The organism is Arthrobacter sp. StoSoilB22 (genome assembly GCF_019977315.1).
Classification (GTDB): Bacteria; Actinomycetota; Actinomycetes; order Actinomycetales; family Micrococcaceae; genus Arthrobacter.
In genome coordinates this window covers 2,242,342-2,262,182 of sequence record NZ_AP024652.1, presented here as the reverse complement: position 1 = coordinate 2,262,182, position 19,841 = coordinate 2,242,342, and the positions used below count along the sequence as shown (strand labels likewise).

Annotated in this window: 16 protein-coding genes; 9 read left to right on the top strand and 7 right to left on the bottom strand. The window is 63.1% G+C overall.

The window, feature by feature from the left end; translation table 11 throughout:
* The first annotated feature begins 222 nt into the window (after nucleotides 1-222).
* The 5 genes from LDN70_RS10540 (at nucleotide 223) to LDN70_RS10520 (ending at nucleotide 4,847) form a co-directional block, all read left to right on the top strand.
* The gene (locus tag LDN70_RS10540) at nucleotides 223-1,131 is read left to right on the top strand and encodes an N-acetylglucosamine kinase (protein ID WP_223942561.1); all 909 of its coding nucleotides are present in this window, start codon (nucleotides 223-225) and stop codon (nucleotides 1,129-1,131) included.
* Nucleotides 1,132-1,218: 87 nt separating this feature from the next.
* Nucleotides 1,219-2,337 (top strand): LolA family protein, encoded by a 1,119-nt coding sequence (locus LDN70_RS10535; protein ID WP_223942560.1) that lies wholly within the window; start codon nucleotides 1,219-1,221, stop codon nucleotides 2,335-2,337.
* Entirely contained in the window at nucleotides 2,334-3,350 is a 1,017-nt protein-coding gene (locus LDN70_RS10530; protein WP_223942559.1) for an ABC transporter ATP-binding protein, read from the top strand. Before LDN70_RS10535 ends, LDN70_RS10530 begins: the two co-directional genes overlap by 4 nt.
* Nucleotides 3,351-3,390: 40 nt before the next feature.
* Nucleotides 3,391-4,206 carry an ABC transporter permease gene (locus LDN70_RS10525; RefSeq protein ID WP_223942632.1) on the top strand — a complete coding sequence of 272 codons (816 nt, stop codon included), beginning with the start codon at nucleotides 3,391-3,393 and terminating at the stop codon, nucleotides 4,204-4,206.
* Nucleotides 4,207-4,226: 20 nt separating this feature from the next.
* On the top strand, nucleotides 4,227-4,847 hold the full coding sequence (locus LDN70_RS10520; RefSeq protein ID WP_142939283.1) for an L-threonylcarbamoyladenylate synthase: 621 nt from the start codon (nucleotides 4,227-4,229) through the stop codon (nucleotides 4,845-4,847).
* A 42-nt stretch (nucleotides 4,848-4,889) separates the two neighbouring features.
* Here the strand turns inward: LDN70_RS10520 and LDN70_RS10515 are convergent, their stop codons facing one another.
* Nucleotides 4,890-5,888, bottom strand: coding sequence for a serine hydrolase domain-containing protein (locus LDN70_RS10515; RefSeq protein ID WP_223942558.1), 999 nt, complete (start codon nucleotides 5,886-5,888; stop codon nucleotides 4,890-4,892).
* 282 nt (nucleotides 5,889-6,170) lie between these two features.
* Nucleotides 6,171-7,196: a non-homologous end-joining DNA ligase gene (gene ligD / locus LDN70_RS10510; protein ID WP_223942557.1), complete on the bottom strand. Its 1,026-nt coding sequence runs from the start codon at nucleotides 7,194-7,196 to the stop codon at nucleotides 6,171-6,173.
* A gap of 76 nt (nucleotides 7,197-7,272) precedes the next feature.
* Here ligD and LDN70_RS10505 point away from each other — a divergent pair, with 76 nt between their 5' ends.
* Entirely contained in the window at nucleotides 7,273-7,938 is a 666-nt protein-coding gene (locus LDN70_RS10505) for an alpha/beta hydrolase family protein (protein ID WP_223942556.1), read from the top strand.
* Here LDN70_RS10505 and LDN70_RS10500 read toward each other — a convergent pair.
* The 3 genes from LDN70_RS10500 to LDN70_RS10490 all read right to left on the bottom strand — a co-directional run bounded on the left by LDN70_RS10500 (nucleotide 7,935) and on the right by LDN70_RS10490 (nucleotide 11,567).
* Nucleotides 7,935-10,058: an elongation factor G-like protein EF-G2 gene (locus LDN70_RS10500; RefSeq protein WP_223942555.1), complete on the bottom strand. Its 2,124-nt coding sequence runs from the start codon at nucleotides 10,056-10,058 to the stop codon at nucleotides 7,935-7,937. The genes LDN70_RS10505 and LDN70_RS10500 overlap by 4 nt on opposite strands.
* A 156-nt stretch (nucleotides 10,059-10,214) precedes the next feature.
* Nucleotides 10,215-10,949, bottom strand: a complete 735-nt coding sequence (locus tag LDN70_RS10495) for a M50 family metallopeptidase (protein ID WP_223942554.1) — start codon at nucleotides 10,947-10,949, stop codon at nucleotides 10,215-10,217.
* Entirely contained in the window at nucleotides 10,950-11,567 is a 618-nt protein-coding gene (locus LDN70_RS10490; RefSeq protein ID WP_166840827.1) for a TetR/AcrR family transcriptional regulator C-terminal domain-containing protein, read from the bottom strand.
* 159 nt (nucleotides 11,568-11,726) lie between these two features.
* Here LDN70_RS10490 and LDN70_RS10485 point away from each other — a divergent pair, with 159 nt between their 5' ends.
* Entirely contained in the window at nucleotides 11,727-13,184 is a 1,458-nt protein-coding gene (locus tag LDN70_RS10485) for an APC family permease (RefSeq protein ID WP_223942553.1), read from the top strand.
* Nucleotides 13,174-14,808: an amidohydrolase gene (locus LDN70_RS10480; RefSeq protein WP_223942552.1), complete on the top strand. Its 1,635-nt coding sequence runs from the start codon at nucleotides 13,174-13,176 to the stop codon at nucleotides 14,806-14,808. The genes LDN70_RS10485 and LDN70_RS10480 overlap by 11 nt, the downstream gene beginning before the upstream one ends.
* A gap of 58 nt (nucleotides 14,809-14,866) precedes the next feature.
* On the opposite strand, the gene hrpB is transcribed toward LDN70_RS10480, so the two are convergent.
* Together hrpB and LDN70_RS10470 are read right to left on the bottom strand one after the other, a co-directional pair.
* A complete protein-coding gene (gene hrpB, locus LDN70_RS10475; protein ID WP_502773814.1) occupies nucleotides 14,867-17,644 on the bottom strand; it encodes an ATP-dependent helicase HrpB in 2,778 nt (925 codons plus the stop codon).
* 56 nt (nucleotides 17,645-17,700) lie between these two features.
* A complete protein-coding gene (locus LDN70_RS10470) occupies nucleotides 17,701-18,744 on the bottom strand; it encodes an NAD(P)-dependent alcohol dehydrogenase (RefSeq protein WP_142939292.1) in 1,044 nt (347 codons plus the stop codon).
* A gap of 129 nt (nucleotides 18,745-18,873) precedes the next feature.
* On the opposite strand from LDN70_RS10470, the gene LDN70_RS10465 reads away from it, so the two are divergent.
* Nucleotides 18,874-19,764 carry a helix-turn-helix transcriptional regulator gene (locus LDN70_RS10465; RefSeq protein ID WP_223942550.1) on the top strand — a complete coding sequence of 297 codons (891 nt, stop codon included), beginning with the start codon at nucleotides 18,874-18,876 and terminating at the stop codon, nucleotides 19,762-19,764.
* The last annotated feature ends 77 nt before the right edge of the window (nucleotides 19,765-19,841 follow it).

Genomic DNA, 19,841 nt, shown 5'->3' with positions numbered 1-19,841 from the left:
CTATGCCAATGTAGACCTAATTGTCAATGTAGACCCGATTGCCAATGGAGACCGCGTCGCCACCGTTGACCCCGTCGCCATTGTTGAGCTGTCGGTCTGAACCCACCAGATCCGGTGAACTGGCAACCCCGGGTTTATGTTTGTCCAGTAGTCAGCACTCGAAACGAAGGGCCGTCAGTTGAAGGATTTTCAGCGAAAGAGCAGTGAATCGGCGGGAACCCTGTGACTCCGGCTGTGCTGGGCCTTCACATCGGCGGCTCCAAGACGCACGCCGTTCGCTCCGACGCAGCGCAAGGCGACATCGACGCCAGCAGCGGCACCGGCGTCGAAATCACCGAGGCCAGCGCCAACCTGTCCTCGGTGGGCCACCAGGGGGCTGACGCGGTGCTGCGCCGCATTGCTGCAAAGGTGGGCGGCGGGATCGAGGCCGTCTGTGCCGGAGCCGCCGGAGCAGATACCCCGGCTAGCCGTGCTGTCCTGTCCGCCCTGCTCACGGAGCATTTCCCGGGCGCCAGGATCGAGGTTGTGCACGACACCCGCATAGTCCTTGCAGCAGCAGGGCTCGACGTCGGAGCTGTAGTGGTTGCGGGCACCGGCTCCGTTGCATGGGGTCGGAACCGTGACGGGCGGGAAGCCCGCAGCGGAGGCTATGGGTATCTGCTGGGTGATGAGGGTGGCGGCTACTCCGTGGTGCGCGACGCCGTCCGCGAGGCTTTGCGGGAGTACTACGCAGGTCTGGAACCAGGCACATTGGTCAGAGCCGTGATGGCGGCAACGGCGAGCGCGGACGCATTGCAGCTCATGGACTCGTTCTACGCCAAACCCGAACCTGACCATTGGGCGGGTTTGGCGCCGCTTGTTTTGGATTTGGCAGCCGAGGGTGACCCGGCGGCGTTGCGGATCCAGGCTGAGGCCGCGCATTCGCTGGCAACGCATGCCCGCCAGGTTCTGGGTGAGTTGGGATTGGATCTGCCGTTGGTCATGGCTGGTGCTCTGTTGGTGAATCAGAGTCAGCTGGCCGGGGCCGTGGCGCGCAAGGTTTCCCTGGAGGACCCGTCCTCGATCCGGATTCTGGCGCAGCCTCCGGTTCACGGTGCGGTGGAACTGGCCAGGCAACTCCTTCAGAACTGATCCAGTTACGTCATGCCGGGCGGGTGATCACTGCAGCCAAGCGGAGTAGTCTGGACTCATGCCTCTCACGAGCGGTGGTTGGTAATAATGGCGCGGGCCCGGCAGCGGTGGCTGTCAGCTCTCCTGATTCCCCTTGCCTTGGCGATTGCCGTGGTGTTCGGCTCTGTCCAAGCAGGCGCCAGCGTTTCCCTTCCGCCCAAGAGCGCTGAAGAAATCCTTGCCATGATCGCGCGCACTGAGGTGCGGGCTCTGTCCGGCACTATGGAGCAGAACGCCGAACTGGGACTTCCCGAGCTGCCCTCGTCCGGTTCGGGCAGTGTTCCTGGTGCTGCCTCCGCCGTGGAATTCCTGACTGGTTCGCACACAGCCAGGGTCTACGTGGATGGCCCCCTGAAGGCGCGGTTGCAGATTCTTGACCGCATGGCTGAACGCGACGTTGTCCTCAATGGCCGCGAGCTCTGGTTCTACAACTCGAAGGACAACAGCGCCACACATCTGACAGTGCCGGCGCCGTCCCTTGCTGAACTGAAGGACACCCTGCCCACCAGGCCCACTCCAGACAGGCCCGCGCAGGCGATTCCGACGCCCGAGGCCATGGCCGGACGTTTCCTTGCTTCCCTTGATGCCAGCACTGAGGTCACCGTTGGTGAGGCGGCATCGGTTGCTGGTCGAAGCGTTTATTCCTTGGTCCTCAACCCGCGCAGTTCCGAAACACTGGTTGACTCGGTGAGCATCGACGTCGACTCCGAAACCGGCCTGCCCCTGGGTGTCGAGGTGCGGGCCAAGGGCCAGGCCGAACCTGCCTATTCACTGGCATACACCCAACTGGACCTTTCCACGCCGGATGCCGCGTTGTTTGACTTCACCCCGCCGCAGGGAGCGACAATCACTGAGAAGGTACTTCCGGCCAGGCCCGTGCCCACCATGACCCTTCCGTCAGAGCCGCTACACGACCTTTCGTTGAAGGCACCGGCTCATCGGGAGCAGGTCATGGGTCAAGGCTGGGATTCCGTGATCGCCTTGCCCGCGGGTTCTGCTCCTGCTGAGTTCACGTCCAATCCCCAATTGTCCCAAGCGCTGCTTCCTGTTGACGGTGGCCGGGCGTTGACGACGTCACTGGTGAGCGTGTTGGTTCTCGACGACGGCCGCGTCTTTGCCGGCATGGTGCCTTTGGAACGGCTCCAGACGGCGGCTGCCGCCCAGTGAACGAACCCCGGGAAGCCGCCAATGTTGATGGAAGTGGGCATGCGAATCCCGTCCGCTCATCTGATCTTGTTATCGAAACGCACGCCTTAGTGAAGCGCTTCGGGCGCCGGTCTGCCGTCGACGGAATTGACCTTGCTGTGCCCCGTGGCTCGGTGTTCGGCTTTCTTGGGCCCAATGGTTCGGGGAAGACCACCACTATCAGGGTGCTGCTCGGCCTTGCTTCGGCGACCAGCGGGGACATCCGCGTTCTTGGCAAGGAGATGCCCCAAGGTTTGGCTTCTGTACTCCCGGGCGTTGGCGCTTTGGTGGAGGGGCCGGGCTTCTACCCTTTCCTTTCGGGTACGGGGAATCTGACGCGTCTGGATGCCGCCGACCCCCATGCGTCGTCATCGACCAGAAGTCGGCGCGTCAAGGATGCCCTTGACCGGGTTGGACTCAGCCATGCGGCGGGAAAAAAGGTCCGCGCCTACTCGCTGGGCATGAAGCAGCGCCTTGGTTTGGCCAACGCGATGCTCAGGCCGCGGGAGCTCCTGGTTCTGGACGAACCAACCAACGGCCTGGACCCCCAGGGCACCCGTGAAGTCCGCAATCTGGTTCGCTCCCTCGCTGCAGGCGGGACCACCGTGTTCGTTTCCAGCCACCTGCTCGCCGAGGTGGAGCATATGTGTACCCATGTGGGTGTGATGAGTGCTGGTCGCCTTGTGGCCCAGGGGCGGATTGAGGAGCTCCGGTCCGCCGGACAGGCCCGCGTTGTGGTGCAGACGCCCGACGTCGACGTCGCGTCCCGGGTGTTGGCACGCCTTGGCCTGGTTCCCGGCGAAGCCCCGGGAGTTGTGGGTAGCCGGGGAACCACTGCGGTGTATGCGACCGGGATCAATGGCCGTGAACCCGAGGCGGTAGTGTCAGCGTTGGTTGCCGACGGCGTCCGCATCCGTGGCTTTGCAGTGGAGAACGCGAGTTTGGAAGAGCGGTTCGTGTCCCTGACCGGAGAGGGGTTCGACGTTGTCGGCTGAAACCACTGGCCTGTCCCGCGGTGGTGGCGTACGTCCGGGAATGGGATGGGCGCTCCTGGGCTCGGAGTTGTCCGTGCTCTTCCGTCGGCTCCGCACATGGGCCATGTTGATCGCCCTCGCTGCCGTGCCCATCTTGATCGCCGTGGCCGTCAAGTTATCGTCGCAGCCCACCGCTCCTGGCCGCGGGCCGCTCTTCCTGGACCGCATCACCCAGAACGGCCTCTTCGTCGCCGTCACGGCGTTGGTAGTGTGTGTCCCTCTGTTCCTGCCGCTCACGGTTGGGGTGGTAGCCGGGGATACCATCGCCGGGGAGGCGAACCTTGGAACCCTGCGGTACCTGCTGATCGCTCCCGCAGGGCGGATACGACTCTTGCTGGTGAAGTATGCCGGGGCCGTCGCTTTCTGTTGCGCCGCTACCGCCACCGTAGCTGCAGCCGGCGCCCTGGCCGGCGTCGTGCTTTTTCCTGTGGGTCCGGTGACTTTGCTGTCCGGGGATACCATCAGCGTTGGCGAGTCGGCGTTGAGATCTTTGCTGATCGCCGCCTACATCACGGTTTCCCTGCTGGGACTCTCAGCTATAGGCCTATTGATCTCAACCTTCACGGACGTGCCGGTGGGCGCCATGGCTGCCACCATTGTGCTCTCCGTGGTGTCCCAGGTGCTGGATAACCTGCCACAGCTCGAGTGGCTGCATCCGTGGCTGTTCAGCCACCACTGGCTTGGCTTTGCAGATCTTCTGCGCCAGCCGATCTCCTGGACATCGTTCGGTGAGAACGCCCTCCTCCAAACCGGGTACATCGCGGTGTGCGGCGCGCTGGCTTACGCAAAATTCTCCAACAAGGACGTCTTGTCATAGCTTTGTCGTAGGCTCTTCCCATGGCCAGATTCTTTGATGTGCACCCGGAAGATCCCCAACCACGCGCCATCGGCCAAGTGGTGAACATGCTCCAAGGTGGCGGCCTGATCGCCTACCCTACCGACTCCTGTTATGCGCTTGGCGCACAGATCGGCAACAGGGAAGCCCTGGACCGCATCAGATCCATCAGGCATCTGGATGATAAACACCACTTCACCCTGGTGTGCAAGGACTTTGCACAGATGGGGCAGTTCGTGATGTTGGACAACGACATCTTCAGGAGCATCAAGGCTGTCACCCCCGGCAGCTATACGTTTATCCTCCCCGCCACCCGCGAAGTTCCCAAACGCCTCCTGCACCCCAAGAAGAAGACCGTGGGTGTGCGCATCCCTGATCACCGGGTGGTCCAGGCACTCTTGGCCGAGCTGGGCGAACCACTGCTCTCCAGCACCCTTCTGCTGCCGGACGAGGAAGAACCATTGACCCAGGGCTGGGAGATTAAGGAACGCCTCGACAATCAGGTGGATGGCGTCATTGATGCCGGCGACACCGGCTCGGAACCCACCACCGTGATCGACTTCTCCAGCGGCGTGGCCGAGGTTATCCGCTACGGGACGGGCGATCCCTCGCGCTTCGAATAAAGGTCACTGGACTCCTGTTCGCCGTTCACCGGAGTTGGCCACTCACCGGAACTGGAAGCGGCATCCCGCATTCAGGGCCACCTGGGCGACGCCGGTCATTTCCAGTGCCAAGGCTGAGGGCTGTGTGGACAACTCCTGGGGTGGGTAGGCCATGAAAATGAACAGTTGGCGGTTGCCGTCCGCGCTGCTCATGGCAATGCTTCCATACCCCGGAACGTCGCCGGCGTGGCCGTAGTAGGAGCCGTTGGTGCAACGGTCATCCCAGTGATCCAGGCCAAGGCCATAGTCGTCAAACACCGTCCCCTTCATGGCGATAAGGCCTACCGGGGATAGTAAATGGCCCCTCAGCAGGGCAGCGTAGAACGTGGACATGTCCTCAACGGTGGACACCAGGCCGCCGTTGGCGATCCCGTCTGGGATTCCGGTGCCGGTAACGTCCACGGTTTCTCCCTCCAACTGGACGTATCCATGGATGAGGTCACCGGGGATTGCTGCATCAGCATCCAGCAGCTCCGTGGAAAGAAGGTTCAAGGGCGCCAGGACGTCCGTGCGGAGCACGCCACTCAGCGGCGCGCCTCTGAGCCGCTCCACCACCTGACCGAGCACAGCGTATGCATCCGGCCCTGTCGCAGCCGGCACGTCGCCGGCGTCTCCGAGGAGCTGCCGGATTGTCACCGGACCATCCACAGCGAGGGATCCGGGAAGATACGTCGAAACGGGGACCTCTAATCCGAGCCGGCCCTCCTCCACAAGCTTCATGACTGACAAAGCCACCAGGGTCCGGAACTGCTCGCCCACAGGGAAACGGTGACCCGGCTGGACAGCAGCCCGCCCCTCCCGGCTGAGGACTCCTTGTGCGTGAGTCCACTCTTGCTGGCCGACCCGTGCCTTGATGAGGACAGCTGACGCACCTTCATCCAGCTTCTCCCGCGAGAACAGTTCAAGGGCGGCGCGAAGCTCTTGGAACGCCGGGGTGACTGCGACGCTGTTCGTGGGCGCCGGCGCAGGCTCGAGGGTAGGAACGGAAGGAGAGCCTGACACTGCCGGTTGCGTTGTTGGATTCGGCGTTGTTGGCGTCGGCGTTGACGGGAGTGCTGCAGCGGTGGAGGGCGGGAGCGGACGTGGCTCAGAGCCTTCGGTGCACCCGCCAAGAAACATACAGCCCACAAACAAGCTCAAGAGCAAGCCGCTCGGAAATGGACGGCTCAGGGACGAGCTGCTGAGGGACAAGCTACTGAGGGACAAGCTGCACGCTCGGGCAGTGGCAGGGATACTTATGCCTGGTCGTCTCGGCACACGCTCTCCCGGTGCAATTTTTCCGGCCTACCCTTCCGGCTTGCGTGCCCGGCTGGGCTGTACGCGCATGGGCTCGCCAGGCATCTTGGGGAATTCCGGCGGGAAGGGCATTTCCCCCTGACCGTTTTTGACGTCGCGCTCCCACCACTTCAGTAGAACATCGATGTCACCGGGGTGATCGTGCATGGACGCCCAGGGGTCGCCCACCTTCGCCAGGCGGTCCGGGACCGTCTTAATGGTGTACTTCGAGGGATCGGCATTCTCCAGTTCGTCCCAGGTCAACGGGCAGGACACCTGGGCCGTGGGGACGGCACGTGGGCTGTACGCCCCGGCAATAGTGCGATCCCTGTTTGCCTGGTTGAAGTCCACGAAAATCCTCGTACCGCGCTCCTCTTTCCACCAGGCAGTGGTGACCTTCTCCGGCATGCGGCGCTCCAACTCACGTCCAGCAGCGATCACGGCATGGCGGACATCCAGGAATTCATGCTTCGGATGGATGGGCGCGTACACGTGCAGACCACGGTTTCCGGAGGTCTTGATGAAGGCCGTCAGTCCGGCTTCTTCCAGAACGGTGCGTAGTTCCAGAGCCGCCGGGATGGCGTCGTCGAAGTCCGTGCCGGGTTGGGGATCCAGATCGATCCTGAGCTGATCCGGATTGTCAGGATCGTTGGCCCGGGACGCCCAGGGGTGGAACACCACAGTATTCATTTGCGCGGCCCACACTGCAGCCGCCGGCTCGTCGATCACCAACTGGGGATGCGAACGCGCGCTGGGGTACGTCACCGTCACGGAACGGACATACTCCGGGGCACCCTTGGGGGGATTCTTGGAAAAGAACATATCGCCCTCGATGTTGCCCGAGTAACGCTGGAGGCTGATGGGCCGGTTCCCGTTAGCCAAGACGAAAGCCTCGCCGACGTCGATGAGGTATGTGGCAAGGTCCAGTTTGGTCAGACCGGCCTCAGGCCACATCACCCTGCTTGGACTGGAGATCCTGACCTCGCGCGGGCCCTCGGGACCAGGGACAGTAACGGTGGTTGCTTCGCTCGCCATGGCCACAAGCTACCCCGTTTGTGCCCTGCGCGTCAGCACCTGAGTGCGTTTTGTCGGGATGGGACATGATGGTTGCATGCCAAATACTGAAACATCCTTGAGCGTCGCTGTGGGAGAAACCGAAGTCTCTGCCCTTCACATCCGGCCCACGCAGGCGTTCGCCACCCTGGTAGTGGCGCACGGCGCGGGAGCAGGAATGGAACATCCGTTCCTGCAGGGTTTCGCTGAGGCGATGGGCGAGGAAGGGGTGGCGACGTTGCGCTTCAACTTTCCCTACCGTGAGGCCGGCCGGCGTTTTCCGGATCGCCCTCCTCTAGCCATCGCTACATGGCGGGCTGTGATGGACAAAGCGGCTGAGCTCGGCCAAGGACAGCCCCTCTGGGCGGCCGGTAAATCGTTCGGTGGACGCATGGCATCCATGGCTGTGGCTGACGGGATGCCCGCAGGGGGTCTGGTGTACCTCGGCTACCCTCTCCACGCCCCCGGAAAGCCTGAAAAGCTTAGGGACGAACACCTCTACGGCGTCACGGTGCCGATGCTTTTCCTCCAAGGCACCCGCGATACGTTCGCGACGCCGGAACTACTGGAGCAGGTAGTAGAAAAGATCGGCCCGACGGCGACACTTCAGTGGGTGGAAGGCGGCGACCATTCGTTTGCGGTCAAGGGTATGAAGCGTGGCGCGGCCGAGGTGGGGGCGTCCTTGGCGCCGGCAGTTGCTGCCTTCCTGCGGACAAACGCTTAAACCTGCTTCGGAAGGGGCTCGTGGCGAAGGAAGGACCGGCGGAAACGCCCCGTTCCTGCTGTGAGGGCGCGGAGTTCAATGGCGTATCGCAGGAGCTCCTGGTCCGGGACCTCGGCGCTGATTTCGGTTCCCTCTCCGTCTGCGGCGGTGGTGCCGGTGACCCTGCCCCGGCGTCCGGACAGATCACTCATCACCGCACCCACGTAGTCATCCGGAACGCTGATGACAACGGAGGAAACGGGTTCCAGCAACTGGATTTTGGCAGCTGCCGCAGCTTCCCGTAGCGCCAGCGCACCGGCAGCCTGGAAAGCTGCGTCGGACGAGTCAACGCTGTGCGTTTTTCCGCCCACCAGCGTCACCTTGATGTCCACCACGGGGAATCCCGCTGACACACCCTTAAGCATTTGCGAGCGGACGCCCTTTTCCACTGACGCGACAAACGTAGCGGGGATTGCACCGCCAACGATTTTGTCAGCGAATTCAAAGCCCCCGCCGCGGGCCAGGGGCTCCACCTCGATGTCGCAAATGGCGAACTGCCCGTGGCCACCTGATTGCTTTACATGCCGCCCGTGTCCGGCGGCCTTGCTGGCAAAGGTTTCCCTGAGTGGAGTGATCACGTCCACGGTCTGGAGTTTAACGCCTTGACCACGCAGCCTGTCCAGGACCACCTCTGCGTGGGCCTCCCCCATGCACCACAGGATCAGCTGGTGCGTGTCCTGGTTGCGTTCCAATCGCAGCGTCGGATCGGCGGCCGCCACCTTCCCGATGCTTTTGGCAAGCGCGTCCTCATCACTGCGTGAGGCCCCTTCAATAGCTACAGGCATCAAAGGCTCGGGCATGTTCCAGGTCTCGATTAGCAGCGGTGCCTCACGGCTGGAGACAGTGTCCCCTGTTTCGGCGCTGGCCAGCTTGCTGATGGCGCAGATGTCGCCGGCAATGCACTGTGGAACCGCTTTGAGGCTCGAACCCACAGGCGAGTAGAGATGCGTGATGCGTTCGTCGGCGTCGTGGTCCTCATGGCCCCTGTCTGCCAGGCCCCGTCCGCCGATGTGGATTGACGAATCCTCCCTCAGAGTCCCCGAAAAGACCCTGACCAAACACACCCGGCCGAGGAACGGATCTACAGTGGTCCTTACTACTTCAGCGGCGAGGCGCCCGGCGGGGTTGCATTCCAGAGGCTTCAACGAAGAACCGTCGAGTTTCATCACCGCGGGGGTGATGCGCTCCAAGGGCGATGGCAAAGCATCGGTCAACAGGGCCATGAGTTCCGGGAGGCCAAGACCGGTTTCGGCCGACGTCGGCATGACGGGAAAGAAACTGCCCCGCGCGACAGCCGTTTCAAGGTCGGCGATCAGGTCCACGAGCGGCAGTTCTTCGCCGCCAAGGTACCGGTCCATGAGGGTTTCGTCTTCGCTCTCAGCGATGATTCCTTCGATCAAAGGTCCCCTGGCTGCTTCCACGTTCGCGGTGGGCATCAGATCCTGGCCCCCAGTGCCGTGAAGAGTGCCGTGGAGGACTCCGATGAGTCCGGAGTGGCCCGCAGTCGGGAGATACAGCGGGAGGACCGACTCACCGAACGCTTCCTGGCAACGCACGACGGCGGCACCGAAGTCGGCGCGCGGATGGTCCAGTTTGCTGACTACCACCGCACGCGGCATCCGGATCTTCTCGCACTCGCCCCACAACGCCACAGTGGCACCGTCAATGCCATCAACAGCCGAAACAACAAAAAGGGCCGCGTCGGCGGCCCTCAAACCTGCGCGAAGTTCGCCGGTGAAGTCGGTGTAGCCGGGTGTGTCGACCAGATTGACCTTGATGTCGTCGACCATAATCGGGGCTACGGATAACGTGACTGACCGTTGCTGATGAATCGCTGAGGGGTCGGAGTCACTGACGGTGGTTCCTTCGCTGATGGAGCCCATCCTGGTGATGGCTCCAGTTGCCGCCAGCAACGCCTCCACCAGTGTCGTCTTGCCCGCACCCGAATGCCCCACAAGGGCCACGTTCCGGACTTTCGCTGGATCACTCGCCGCCAAGACAGTGCCGTTGTCGCCTCGCCTGGTATCCGGGGTGCCGGCTCCGGGACCCTTGGTTGTTTCGCGCGTGCCCTTCGCGGACATGGGCACCTCCTGGTGTTGAATCCCGGCACGGAGTCCGAACACCTCCAGTTCGAACCTTATAGAGGATTGGACACCCTAAGCGCCCACAGGGCAAGGCCTGCCAGCAACCAAAGCCGAACAACCGCCGTCGGGCTTCCCACTACGGTCAACCACCGGCTAAACGGTGAGCATACCCCACAGCATCCAGGCGGACGCGAGGGAGCATCCGGTGATCACCACCGTGAACCCGGTCAACCAGACGAACGCCGGGACTCCAGTGTTGCGGCCCAGGATGAAGGCGTCCGATTTCGCCAGCCGGTCGCGGCGGCGGGTGTGCACACCGGCAAGTTTGAACAGGTCCCTGACGCCGCCTACGGAAAGGGCAATGCCGAGAGCCAGCACAACGTAGTTGACGGTTGTGGGTGTGGCGAACAGGATCAGGAGTTGGGCAATCGCGGCGCTCAACACCGCTACGAGGATCCCGGTGAGGTTCCTCAGGAAGATCAGCGAGACCAGCAGGATCAAGGCCCCGATGGACATGGCGGCGCCGGAGCGGCCGGCGGCGAAGGCGGCAATCAGGCACAAACCAACCACGGCGGGTGCAGGGTAGCCCCAGAATCCAGACCACGCTGCCCCGAAAGCGCTCCGGCCGCTGCTGACAAGGCGGCCCGAATGGTCCAGTCCGATCCGGAGCCCATGGACAAAGCGGCCCGTCATGAGCGCGGCGTAGGCATGGCCCAGCTCGTGGACAAAGGTGACGTAAAGGCCGAACCAACGCCAGGTGACACGCGGGATGCTCAGAACGACGGCGCACGCGAGTATGACCAGCAGGGCTGGCAAGGGCACCGCTGTGGTGTGGGTGTCGGTGAAGCCGCGGACCACGGCGTCCCACCAGGTTTGAAGGAGGTTCACTCACAGCACCGTCGACTGAAGACGGGAATGCAGTCCGGCGATGAGGATCTCCAGGCCGAACTCGAAGGCGGCCTCGCCTCGCTCGTCCGCAGGTCCGGCTTGGGCCAAGGCATTGGTGAGGGCGGGGTACCCCTGTGCGGGTGGTGCCCAGACGACGTCCGGTGCCGCCAAGTCCAAAGCGAAGCCCAGGGCGAAGCTGTCAATGGTGGAAATTGCGGACATCACGTCCCGGCCCCGGAACCCTGCGGCTTCGAGGGCCACAGCCAGGTTCTCGTAGAGGGCCATGACCTGGGCATCTTGCACCGTCTGGAGTACCAGCAGCGGCGCGAGTTTTGGATGGCGGGCGAAGGCATCACGATAGCTCCGGACGATGGCGCGAAGCGAAGCCTCCCAATCCTGCTCATCCTCCAGGACGTACGGGCTTTCCGCGATGATCCGGCCCCGCATGAGCTCAAGGATCTCCTCCCGGCCGCTGACGTGGTTGTAGATGGAGGACTGGCTGACCCCGATCCGTTTGGCCAGTTTCGGCAGGCTGAAGTCCCCTGCCTCATCCACCAGCTCCAAGGCAGCGGTGACGAGGGCGTCGATGGATATCAGCGGGACCAGCGGGCGTGCCATACGTGTGTCTCCATTCAAGGTTGTTGTTACGACTCTAGCCAGAACTTTGCGTCGAAGTATTGTGCCGCCGGTCACAAGGACCTACCATAAACGAAAGCCTTTCGCTTTATGTCTGGCTCACCTTTGAATCTTCCCTCCCCAAACACCCAGAGGATCCCCATGTCCGACCTCGAAACCCGACCTCCGGCAGCAGATGCCGGCAACGGGCTCAAAAGAAATGCCATAGGCACCGGCGGTATTGCCTTCCTGGTGATCTCCGCAGCGGCTCCCCTGACAGTGATGGCCGGCGTTGCCCCACTCGCCATTGGCGTCGGGGGCATAGGCGCCCCCATGGGCTACATCATTGCCGGAGCAGTCCTGCTGGTTTTCGCGATCTCCTTCATGGCCATGACCAAGCACGTCAAAGCAGCCGGTGGTTTCTACACCTACATCACCTTGGCCATGGGCAAGACGGTAGGGCTGGCCTCAGCCATCCTGGCGATCGTTTCCTACAACTGCCTACAAATCGGCGTGTACGGGTTGTTCGCCGTCCAAACCCAAGGCATGCTTCGCGCCCTCTTCGGCCTGGATGTTCCCTGGCCCGTAGTTGCACTGGGGGCCATCGCGGCGGTCTGGTTCCTCGGCTACCGCGGGATCGACGTCGGCGCCAAGGTACTCGGCGTCCTGCTCATCGCCGAAACCGCGATCCTGGCCATCATGGGCTTCGGAATCCTGGCATGCGGCGGCGCCCAAGGCATCAGCTTCTCCTCCTTCTCCCCTGAAAACGCCTTCACTCCAGGTGTTCTTGCCATCCTGGCCATCTGCTTTGCTGCCTTCATGGGCTTCGAGTCCACCGTGCTGTACCGGCGCGAGGCCCGGAATCCGGACAAGTCCGTACCCAGGGCAACCTACATCGCGGTGGGTTTTATGTCCGTGTTCTACGCCTTCATTGTGTGGACCGTTATCCAGGCCTACGGCGATGGAAACGTGGTTGTTGCTGCCGGCGAGCTAGCCGACGGCATGTTCTTTGCCACCATCAACCAGTACGTGGGCCCTTGGGCCGAAGTAGTCATGTATGTGCTGATTGTGACCAGCGTTTATGCCTCCCAGCTTGCGTTCCACAACGCCATCAACCGCTACGTGTACATGCTCGCCAATGACGGCGTGCTCCCCGCGTTCCTCGGCAGGACCCACCCCAAGTACAAGTCCCCGCACCGTGCCGGTCAGATGCAGACCATCCTGGCCGCCGTCGTCATTATCGTCTGCGCCATCGCCGGTGCCGACCCGTACAAGCAACTGCTGATCTGGGTCAACACGCCGGGTATCTTCGGGATTGTGGCTCTGCAGGGACTGGTGTCCGTCGCAGCGTTCATCTACCTGCGACGAAACCGAGCTGCAGCCACCAACCGCTTTCTTATTCCCCTGAGCGTGGCCTCAGCTGTCCTACTGTTCGGTGTGGTGGCGTTGATAGCCATCAACATCGAGCTCCTCACCTTCGCCGACGCCCTGACCAACACCATCCTGCTGATGGTCTCCCCCGCTGTTTTCCTTGCAGGCCTGCTGATTGCCCGCAGACTGCGCACCACCCGCCCCCACGTCTTCGCCCGGATCGGAAGCTTCGAAACCCATGACTCCTGACCTCATCATCCTTGCCGACACCATTCACACCATGGACGAGCTACACCCTGGCCAGCCAGTCCAGGCCGTTGCCATCAGCGACGGGTTGATTGCCGCCGTCGGTAGTCGCCAGGATGCCGGCCAGTGGCAGCAAACGGACACCCAAGTGGTGGACCTTGGCAACGCGACACTCACGCCGGGATTGGTGGATTGCCATATTCACCCGGTGTTCGGCTTGGACCTGACGGTAGGCGCTGACCTCAACGGTGCCGCGGCCCTAAAAGACGTCCTCACCGTATTGCGGGCAGAAGCAGGACACGACGGCGGCTGGTTGCGTGGATGGGGACTGAACCCGAACGCTTTCGGCTCAGTACAGCTGCACCGAAGTGTGCTGGACAGGGTTTCAGGCGAGCAGCCCGCGTTCATCCGCTTGTTCGACGGACATTCAGCGCTCGCAAACAGCCGAGCCCTGGAACTGGCCGGAATCCATGGCAGCTATGACTTCGACCAGGCCTCTGAGGTGGTCTGCGACGCAGACGGTGTGCCCACCGGATTATTGCTCGAAGCCGCTGCGATGGAGTTGGTCCAGCGCCATATCCCGCAAGAGTCCTTCGCCCAGCGCAAAGCGCGGCTAGGCGAGCTCTTGAGAGACTTCGCCCGTTCGGGGCTGACCGGCGGTCACATCATGGACCACAGCGCTGAATCTGCCGAGCTCTTCCACGCGTTGGAGGCCGATGGTGATCTCCCACTGAGGCTCCGGGCCGCGCCGTGGTGCATGCCGGGCAGCGGCGAGGGCAGCTGGAAGGAGTTGGCCCGCAGTATCGGTACAGGCGGACGCCGCTGGTCCATTGAAGCCATAAAGCTGTTCGTCGATGGGACCGTGGACAACGGGACGGCCTGGCTCTATGAACCTGATGTTCAAGGACAGTCCACTGCGCCGTTCTGGCCGCGTCCCGAAGAATACTCCGCGGCCGTCCGCTATTTTGCTTCCCGCGGTATTCCGACTGCCACGCACGCAATCGGAGATGCCGGGGTTGATCACGTGTTGGAGGCGATCGAATCCCTGCGCCATGTGGTCCCTGGTGATGTTCTGCGCAGAACTGTTCACAGGATTGAGCACATAGAAACTGTGCCGGATGAGCTGGTGGAGCGTTTCCGTGGTGCAGGAGTAGTGGCGAGCATGCAGCCGACCCATTGCACCCATTACTCCATGGCCGATCACAGCGACAACTGGTCAACCCGCCTTGGCACTGAGCGGGCGGGCAGGGCCTGGCGCTGCAGGGATCTTCGCGATGTGGGTGTGACGCTGGGCATCGGCTCTGACTGGCCGATCGCACCCTTCGAGCCGCTTCCGATCATCGCGGACGCCCAACTGCGCCGGCGATCGGGACATCCGGACCAGCAACCCATCGCACCATCCCAAGCCCTCACCGCGCTTCAGGCGTTGGAGGGATACACCTCCCACGCGGCCAAAGCTGCCGGGCACTGGGATGTATCGGGCTCGATCACGGTAGGCAAGCGGGCAGACTTCACGGCGTTCGAACTCGATCCGCTGACCACGGCTCCGGATGAATTTGCGGCAAGCAGCGTTCTGGGAACGTTCGTGGACGGCGAGATTCAGTTCATGCTGGAGCGGCTCGCTTAGCGTTTCCTGGAGCGTGCTCCGGAGGCCCCCGACGGAGGCTCCCGGAGCACGCGTTGGGCTACATCCTGTTCTTCGTCTTAGCCGTAGCCGGCGCAGTCCACGGGTCTTCGGGCCAGGGATGCCTGGGGTAGCGCCCACGCATCTCGGCCCGAACCTGGGAGTAAGGACCGGACCAGAACGACGCGAGATCGTCCGTGACGGCCAACGGCCTTCCTGCCGGGGATAGCAGGTGAAACAAGACCGGAACCCTGCCATCCACGAGGCGCGGCGTGCTGTCCCAACCGAAACATTCCTGAAGCTTGACCGCCACCACCGGACGGCCGCCGTCGTGATCCGCACCATCGTGATTCGCTCCGCCGCGATGCGTACTGTCCGGAACTTCGGGATAGTCGATCCGGATGCGCGAACCACTTGGCACCATCAGACGCTCCGGCACGAGGTCGTCGAGCCGAGCGGCCTCCGGCCATGGGAGCAGGCGCCTGAGGGGGTCAACAAGGTTTATGGCGCTGACGGGTGTCCCGGTTGCCATCGATTCCATCTCCGGGCCCAGCCACTCATCAAGTGTGGATAGCAGGGCAGCCTCACGGACGTCAGGCCACGGACTCCCGATTTCACGGTGCACCATGGCAAGGCGCCGGCGTAGGGAATCAGCTGCCGTTGACCAGCCGATCATGGACAATCCCGACTTTTCCAACGCTCTGGACACTGCGTGCCGCCCCGATTCCGCGCTGGGGCGAACGGGGGTGGAGGACAACACGATGGCACCCAGACTGCGTTCCAGCCTGGCCATCACCCGACCTTGATCGAACTTTGCCTGCACTTTCTCCGTAAGAAGGCCCGGCGCAGCTTCTACGGCCAGTTCGGCTGACAATGGCGCGGCAGAACGGACCACGGCGCCGGTTCCGGCGGCATCGCGCCCCTGGGCGCGTGACACCTCGGCCACAGCAAGCCAATCATGCCCGGACAGTGAACTCCCCGAGGGAAGCCCGGCCCGCGTCCCGGACGACAGCAAGTACGTGGTGGACCCATCACCGGGTACGCGCCTGGCTATGCGGTCCGGGAAAGCCAGCGCCACCACAAAGCCGGGTGCTTCCCTTGCCGTGACATCGGCGGCCGGTTGGGGAGACCCGACCCCGGCAGCCCCGTCCCCTGACCGCATTTCCTTCTCTGCCAACGACTGCATCCGCCTGACGTCCTCGGCGAAACGACGGGAGCCGGGGTCTGACCCAGAACGCAGCGCAGTAAGCAGCTTTGTTAGGTCGGCAGCGGGCGCTCTGTGGTCACCTGCCACGAGTGCCACCGTCTCAGCGGCCGCGCGTCGCCCCACCACCGCGGCCCCGTCCAACAAGGCGCGGGCAAGCCGGGGGTCCGCAGGGATGCGGGCCAAAGTCTTACCCATGGCGGTGACCGTTCCGTCCTGTCCTACGGCGCCTAGTTCACGCAGAACCTCCACGGCATCTGTCATGGCGGCGGCCGGCGCCGCGTCCGGAAGCTTCAACCCCAAACCGCCCGGCGCACCCCAGCACGCAAGAATCAGCGCCGCACCGGTGAGGTCTGCAACAGAGATTTCGGGGGTCTGATGTGCCGGAGCTGCGCCATAGGCCTGCTGGTCGTAGCAGCGCACCACCGTTCCTGGGCCCTGTCGCGCTGCACGGCCGGCCCGCTGATCGGCCGAGGCACGGGAACAGGAAACGGTCACGAGTCCGGACATGCCGCGGCCGGCATCCCGGCGCGGTTCCCGTGAAAGCCCCGAGTCAATGACCAAACGCACGCCGGGCACCGTGAGGGAGGATTCCGCCAAGGATGTAGACACGATGATCCGCGGTGATCCGCCGGGTCCTCGGCCAGATACCGCCCGGTCCTGGGCTTCCGGACCGATCTGGCCATGCAACTCGAGAACTTCCACGTTGTGGGGCAGCTGCCTGCGAAGACGGGTGGCGACGTCGGAAACTTCCCGGGCTCCCGGAAGGAAAACCAGGGCGTCCGCCGCGGGATTCCGGCTCAGGGCAGCCGAGTAGGCAGCCGCTGCTGTGTTGGCCACATGATCGAGGAAACTCCGGGACACTCCCCTGGTATCCAAACGATGCTCCCGGGCCGGAACCCACTGGACTTCCATCGGGTACAGCGCTGAAGGGCAGTCGACCACCGGAGCCGGCACACCGCCGTCGGGGTCCCCGCCCGCTCCCAATAGTGCTGCAAAGCGCGGTGCGTCGAGAGTTGCCGACATCGCCACCAGGGTCAGGTCACCGCGCAGCTCCCGGACCTCCGCGAGCATACCTACCAGGAGGTCCGTTTCCAGGCCGCGTTCGTGGACTTCGTCCAGGACCACGGCGTGCACGTCCTCAAGTCCGGGGTCAGCCAGAAGCCGCCGCAGGAGAATGCCCGGCGTGACGAATTCCACCACGGTGTCTTTGCTGACCTTGCTTTCACCCCGGACTGTATAGCCCACTCTGTCACCGAGGCGGCTTCCGTCCAACGAGGCCAGGCGGCGTGCGGCTGAGCGGGCTGCCACACGGCGCGGTTGGGTCACGACAACGCGTGGCTGGCCAGGGTTCTGTCCGGACACGAGATTGGCGAGCAACGGCGGGACCAGGGTGGTTTTACCTGTGCCCGGAGGTGCCTGAACCACGGCGATGCCTCCAACCATTACCGCTCCCCCAAACGCCGCCTTTCGCCCACGGAGAGCGCCGGCGTCGGCCTGGATTGTCAGGGCCGTCGTGAGGTCAGCGAGGGACTTAGCAAAAGCCAGCCCCGTGCCGATGGTGTCCAGTCTGAAAGTCACCAGACCATTGTCCCTGCTGCGGGAACCGGAAAGGCCATGCCCGTCAAGGGGCATGGCCTTTCTCATGGTGCGGCGCCTCTATGGTGCGGCACCTTTATGGTGCAGCGACTCTAGCCGATAGTGGAGGCGTCAATGACAAAGCGGTAGCGGACGTCCGAGGCAAGGACGCGCTCGTAAGCGTCGTTGATCTTGCTGGCCGGGATGACCTCGATCTCTGCGCCGAGGCCGTGCTCCGCGCAGAAGTTCAACATTTCCTGAGTTTCGCGGATACCACCGATTGCGGAACCGGCAAAGCGTCGACGACCCGTGATCAGCGAGAAAACGTTGACGGGCAGGGGTTCGGCCGGTGCGCCAACGTTGACCAACGTGCCGTCGAGAGTCAGCAACTGCAGGTACGCGCTGATGTCGATGGAGGCGCTCACGGTGTTGATGATGAGGTCGAAGGTGCCCGCAAGTTCCTCGAACGTGGAGGGATCGCTGGTGGCGTAGTAGTGGTCGGCGCCGAGCTTCAAGCCGTCTTCCATCTTCTTCAGCGACTGCGACAGCACGGTGACCTCAGCACCCATGGCGTCGGCAATCTTCACTGCCATGTGGCCGAGTCCACCTAGACCCACCACGGCAACCTTCTTGCCGGGGCCGGCACCCCAGTGGTGCAGGGGCGAGTAGGTGGTGATGCCGGCGCACAACAGCGGAGCGGCGACGTCAAGGTCCAAACCTTCCGGAATGGTGACCACGAAGTCTTCATTCACCACGACGTTGCTGGAGTAGCCGCCCTGGGTGATGGTGCCGTCACGGTCAACAGCACCGTAGGTGCCCACATTGCCCTTGAGGCAATACTGTTCCTCTCCGGCCAGGCAGTTCTTGCACTCCTTGCAGGAGTTCACCATGCAGCCGACGCCAACACGGTCACCCACCTTGTGCTTGGTGACGTCCGAGCCGACCTCGGTGACAATTCCGGCGATTTCGTGACCAGGGGCCAGAGGGTACTGCTGCGGGCCCCAGTCACCGCGGACCGTGTGGATGTCAGAGTGGCAGATACCCGCAAACTTGATGTCGATGTGGACGTCGTTGGGGCCGACCTCGCGACGTTCAATGGTGGTCAGGGTCAGGTCGCCCGTGGCCGAGGGGGCAGCGTAAGCGTTAGCGGTAGGCATGTTTCTCCTGCGTGGTTCACTTTGTTGGATATCTCTATCTAACCCTGATTCCCTGAGAGGAAGGAGTCACTGCTGTTAGGGGTAATGACAGGGACTCCCTCAGCGGGCCAAAGGATTTACCGTTGAAGCATGGACAATCGGACCGAGACGCGCGACTTCCTCTCCACCCGGAGGGCGAAGATCGCGCCCGAGCAAGCGGGACTGACCGTCTATGGCGGCAACCGCCGTGTACCGGGCCTACGTCGCGGCGAGGTGGCCATGCTGGCCGGCGTAAGCGTGGAGTACTACACCCGACTTGAGCGGGGAAACCTCGCGGGGGTCTCGGAGAGCGTGCTGGAATCCCTGGCGAACGCACTCCAACTCGACGACGCCGAACGAGCCCACCTCTACGATCTCGCCCGGGCGGCGAGCGACGGCGGCAAGTCCCGCCGTCGACCGGTCCGGAAGCAGGCCATCCGGCCGGGCGTACAACTCACCTTGGATGCGATTAGCGGCTCGCCCGCTTTCATCCGCAACGGTCGCTTGGACCTCTTGGCAACGAACGCCCTGGGCCGGGCTTTGTATGCCGACATTTACGACAGCCCCTCCGGACCACCAAACCATGCACGATTCCTGTTCCTGGACCCTCGCAGCCACGATTTCTACACGGATTGGGAACGTGCCGCAAACGACACCGTGGCAATTATGCGGACCGAAGCCGGCAAGGATCCCTACGACCGCGGCCTCAGCGACTTGGTGGGCGAGCTTTCCACCCGCAGCGAGGAGTTCCGGGTCCGCTGGGCATCGCACAATGTCCGCCAGCACTACTCCGGGAAAAAGCATTTCCGCCACCGAATAGTGGGCGACCTTCACTTGCTGTACGAAGCCCTCGACCTGTCTGCCGATGCTGGTTTGACCTTGACGGTTTACAACGCCGAGCCCGGCACCGGCACGGACGACGCTTTGAAATTGCTGGCAAGCTGGGCAGCGACGACTCTCAATGGCACTGATAACTCGGGGCTTGTCCGGGACATTCACTAGAAGTGAATGGGTTACTGACAAGAAGTGTGGACATCCGGAGGGATCGAGGCTGATCGTTTACCGACGCCGCATTGACC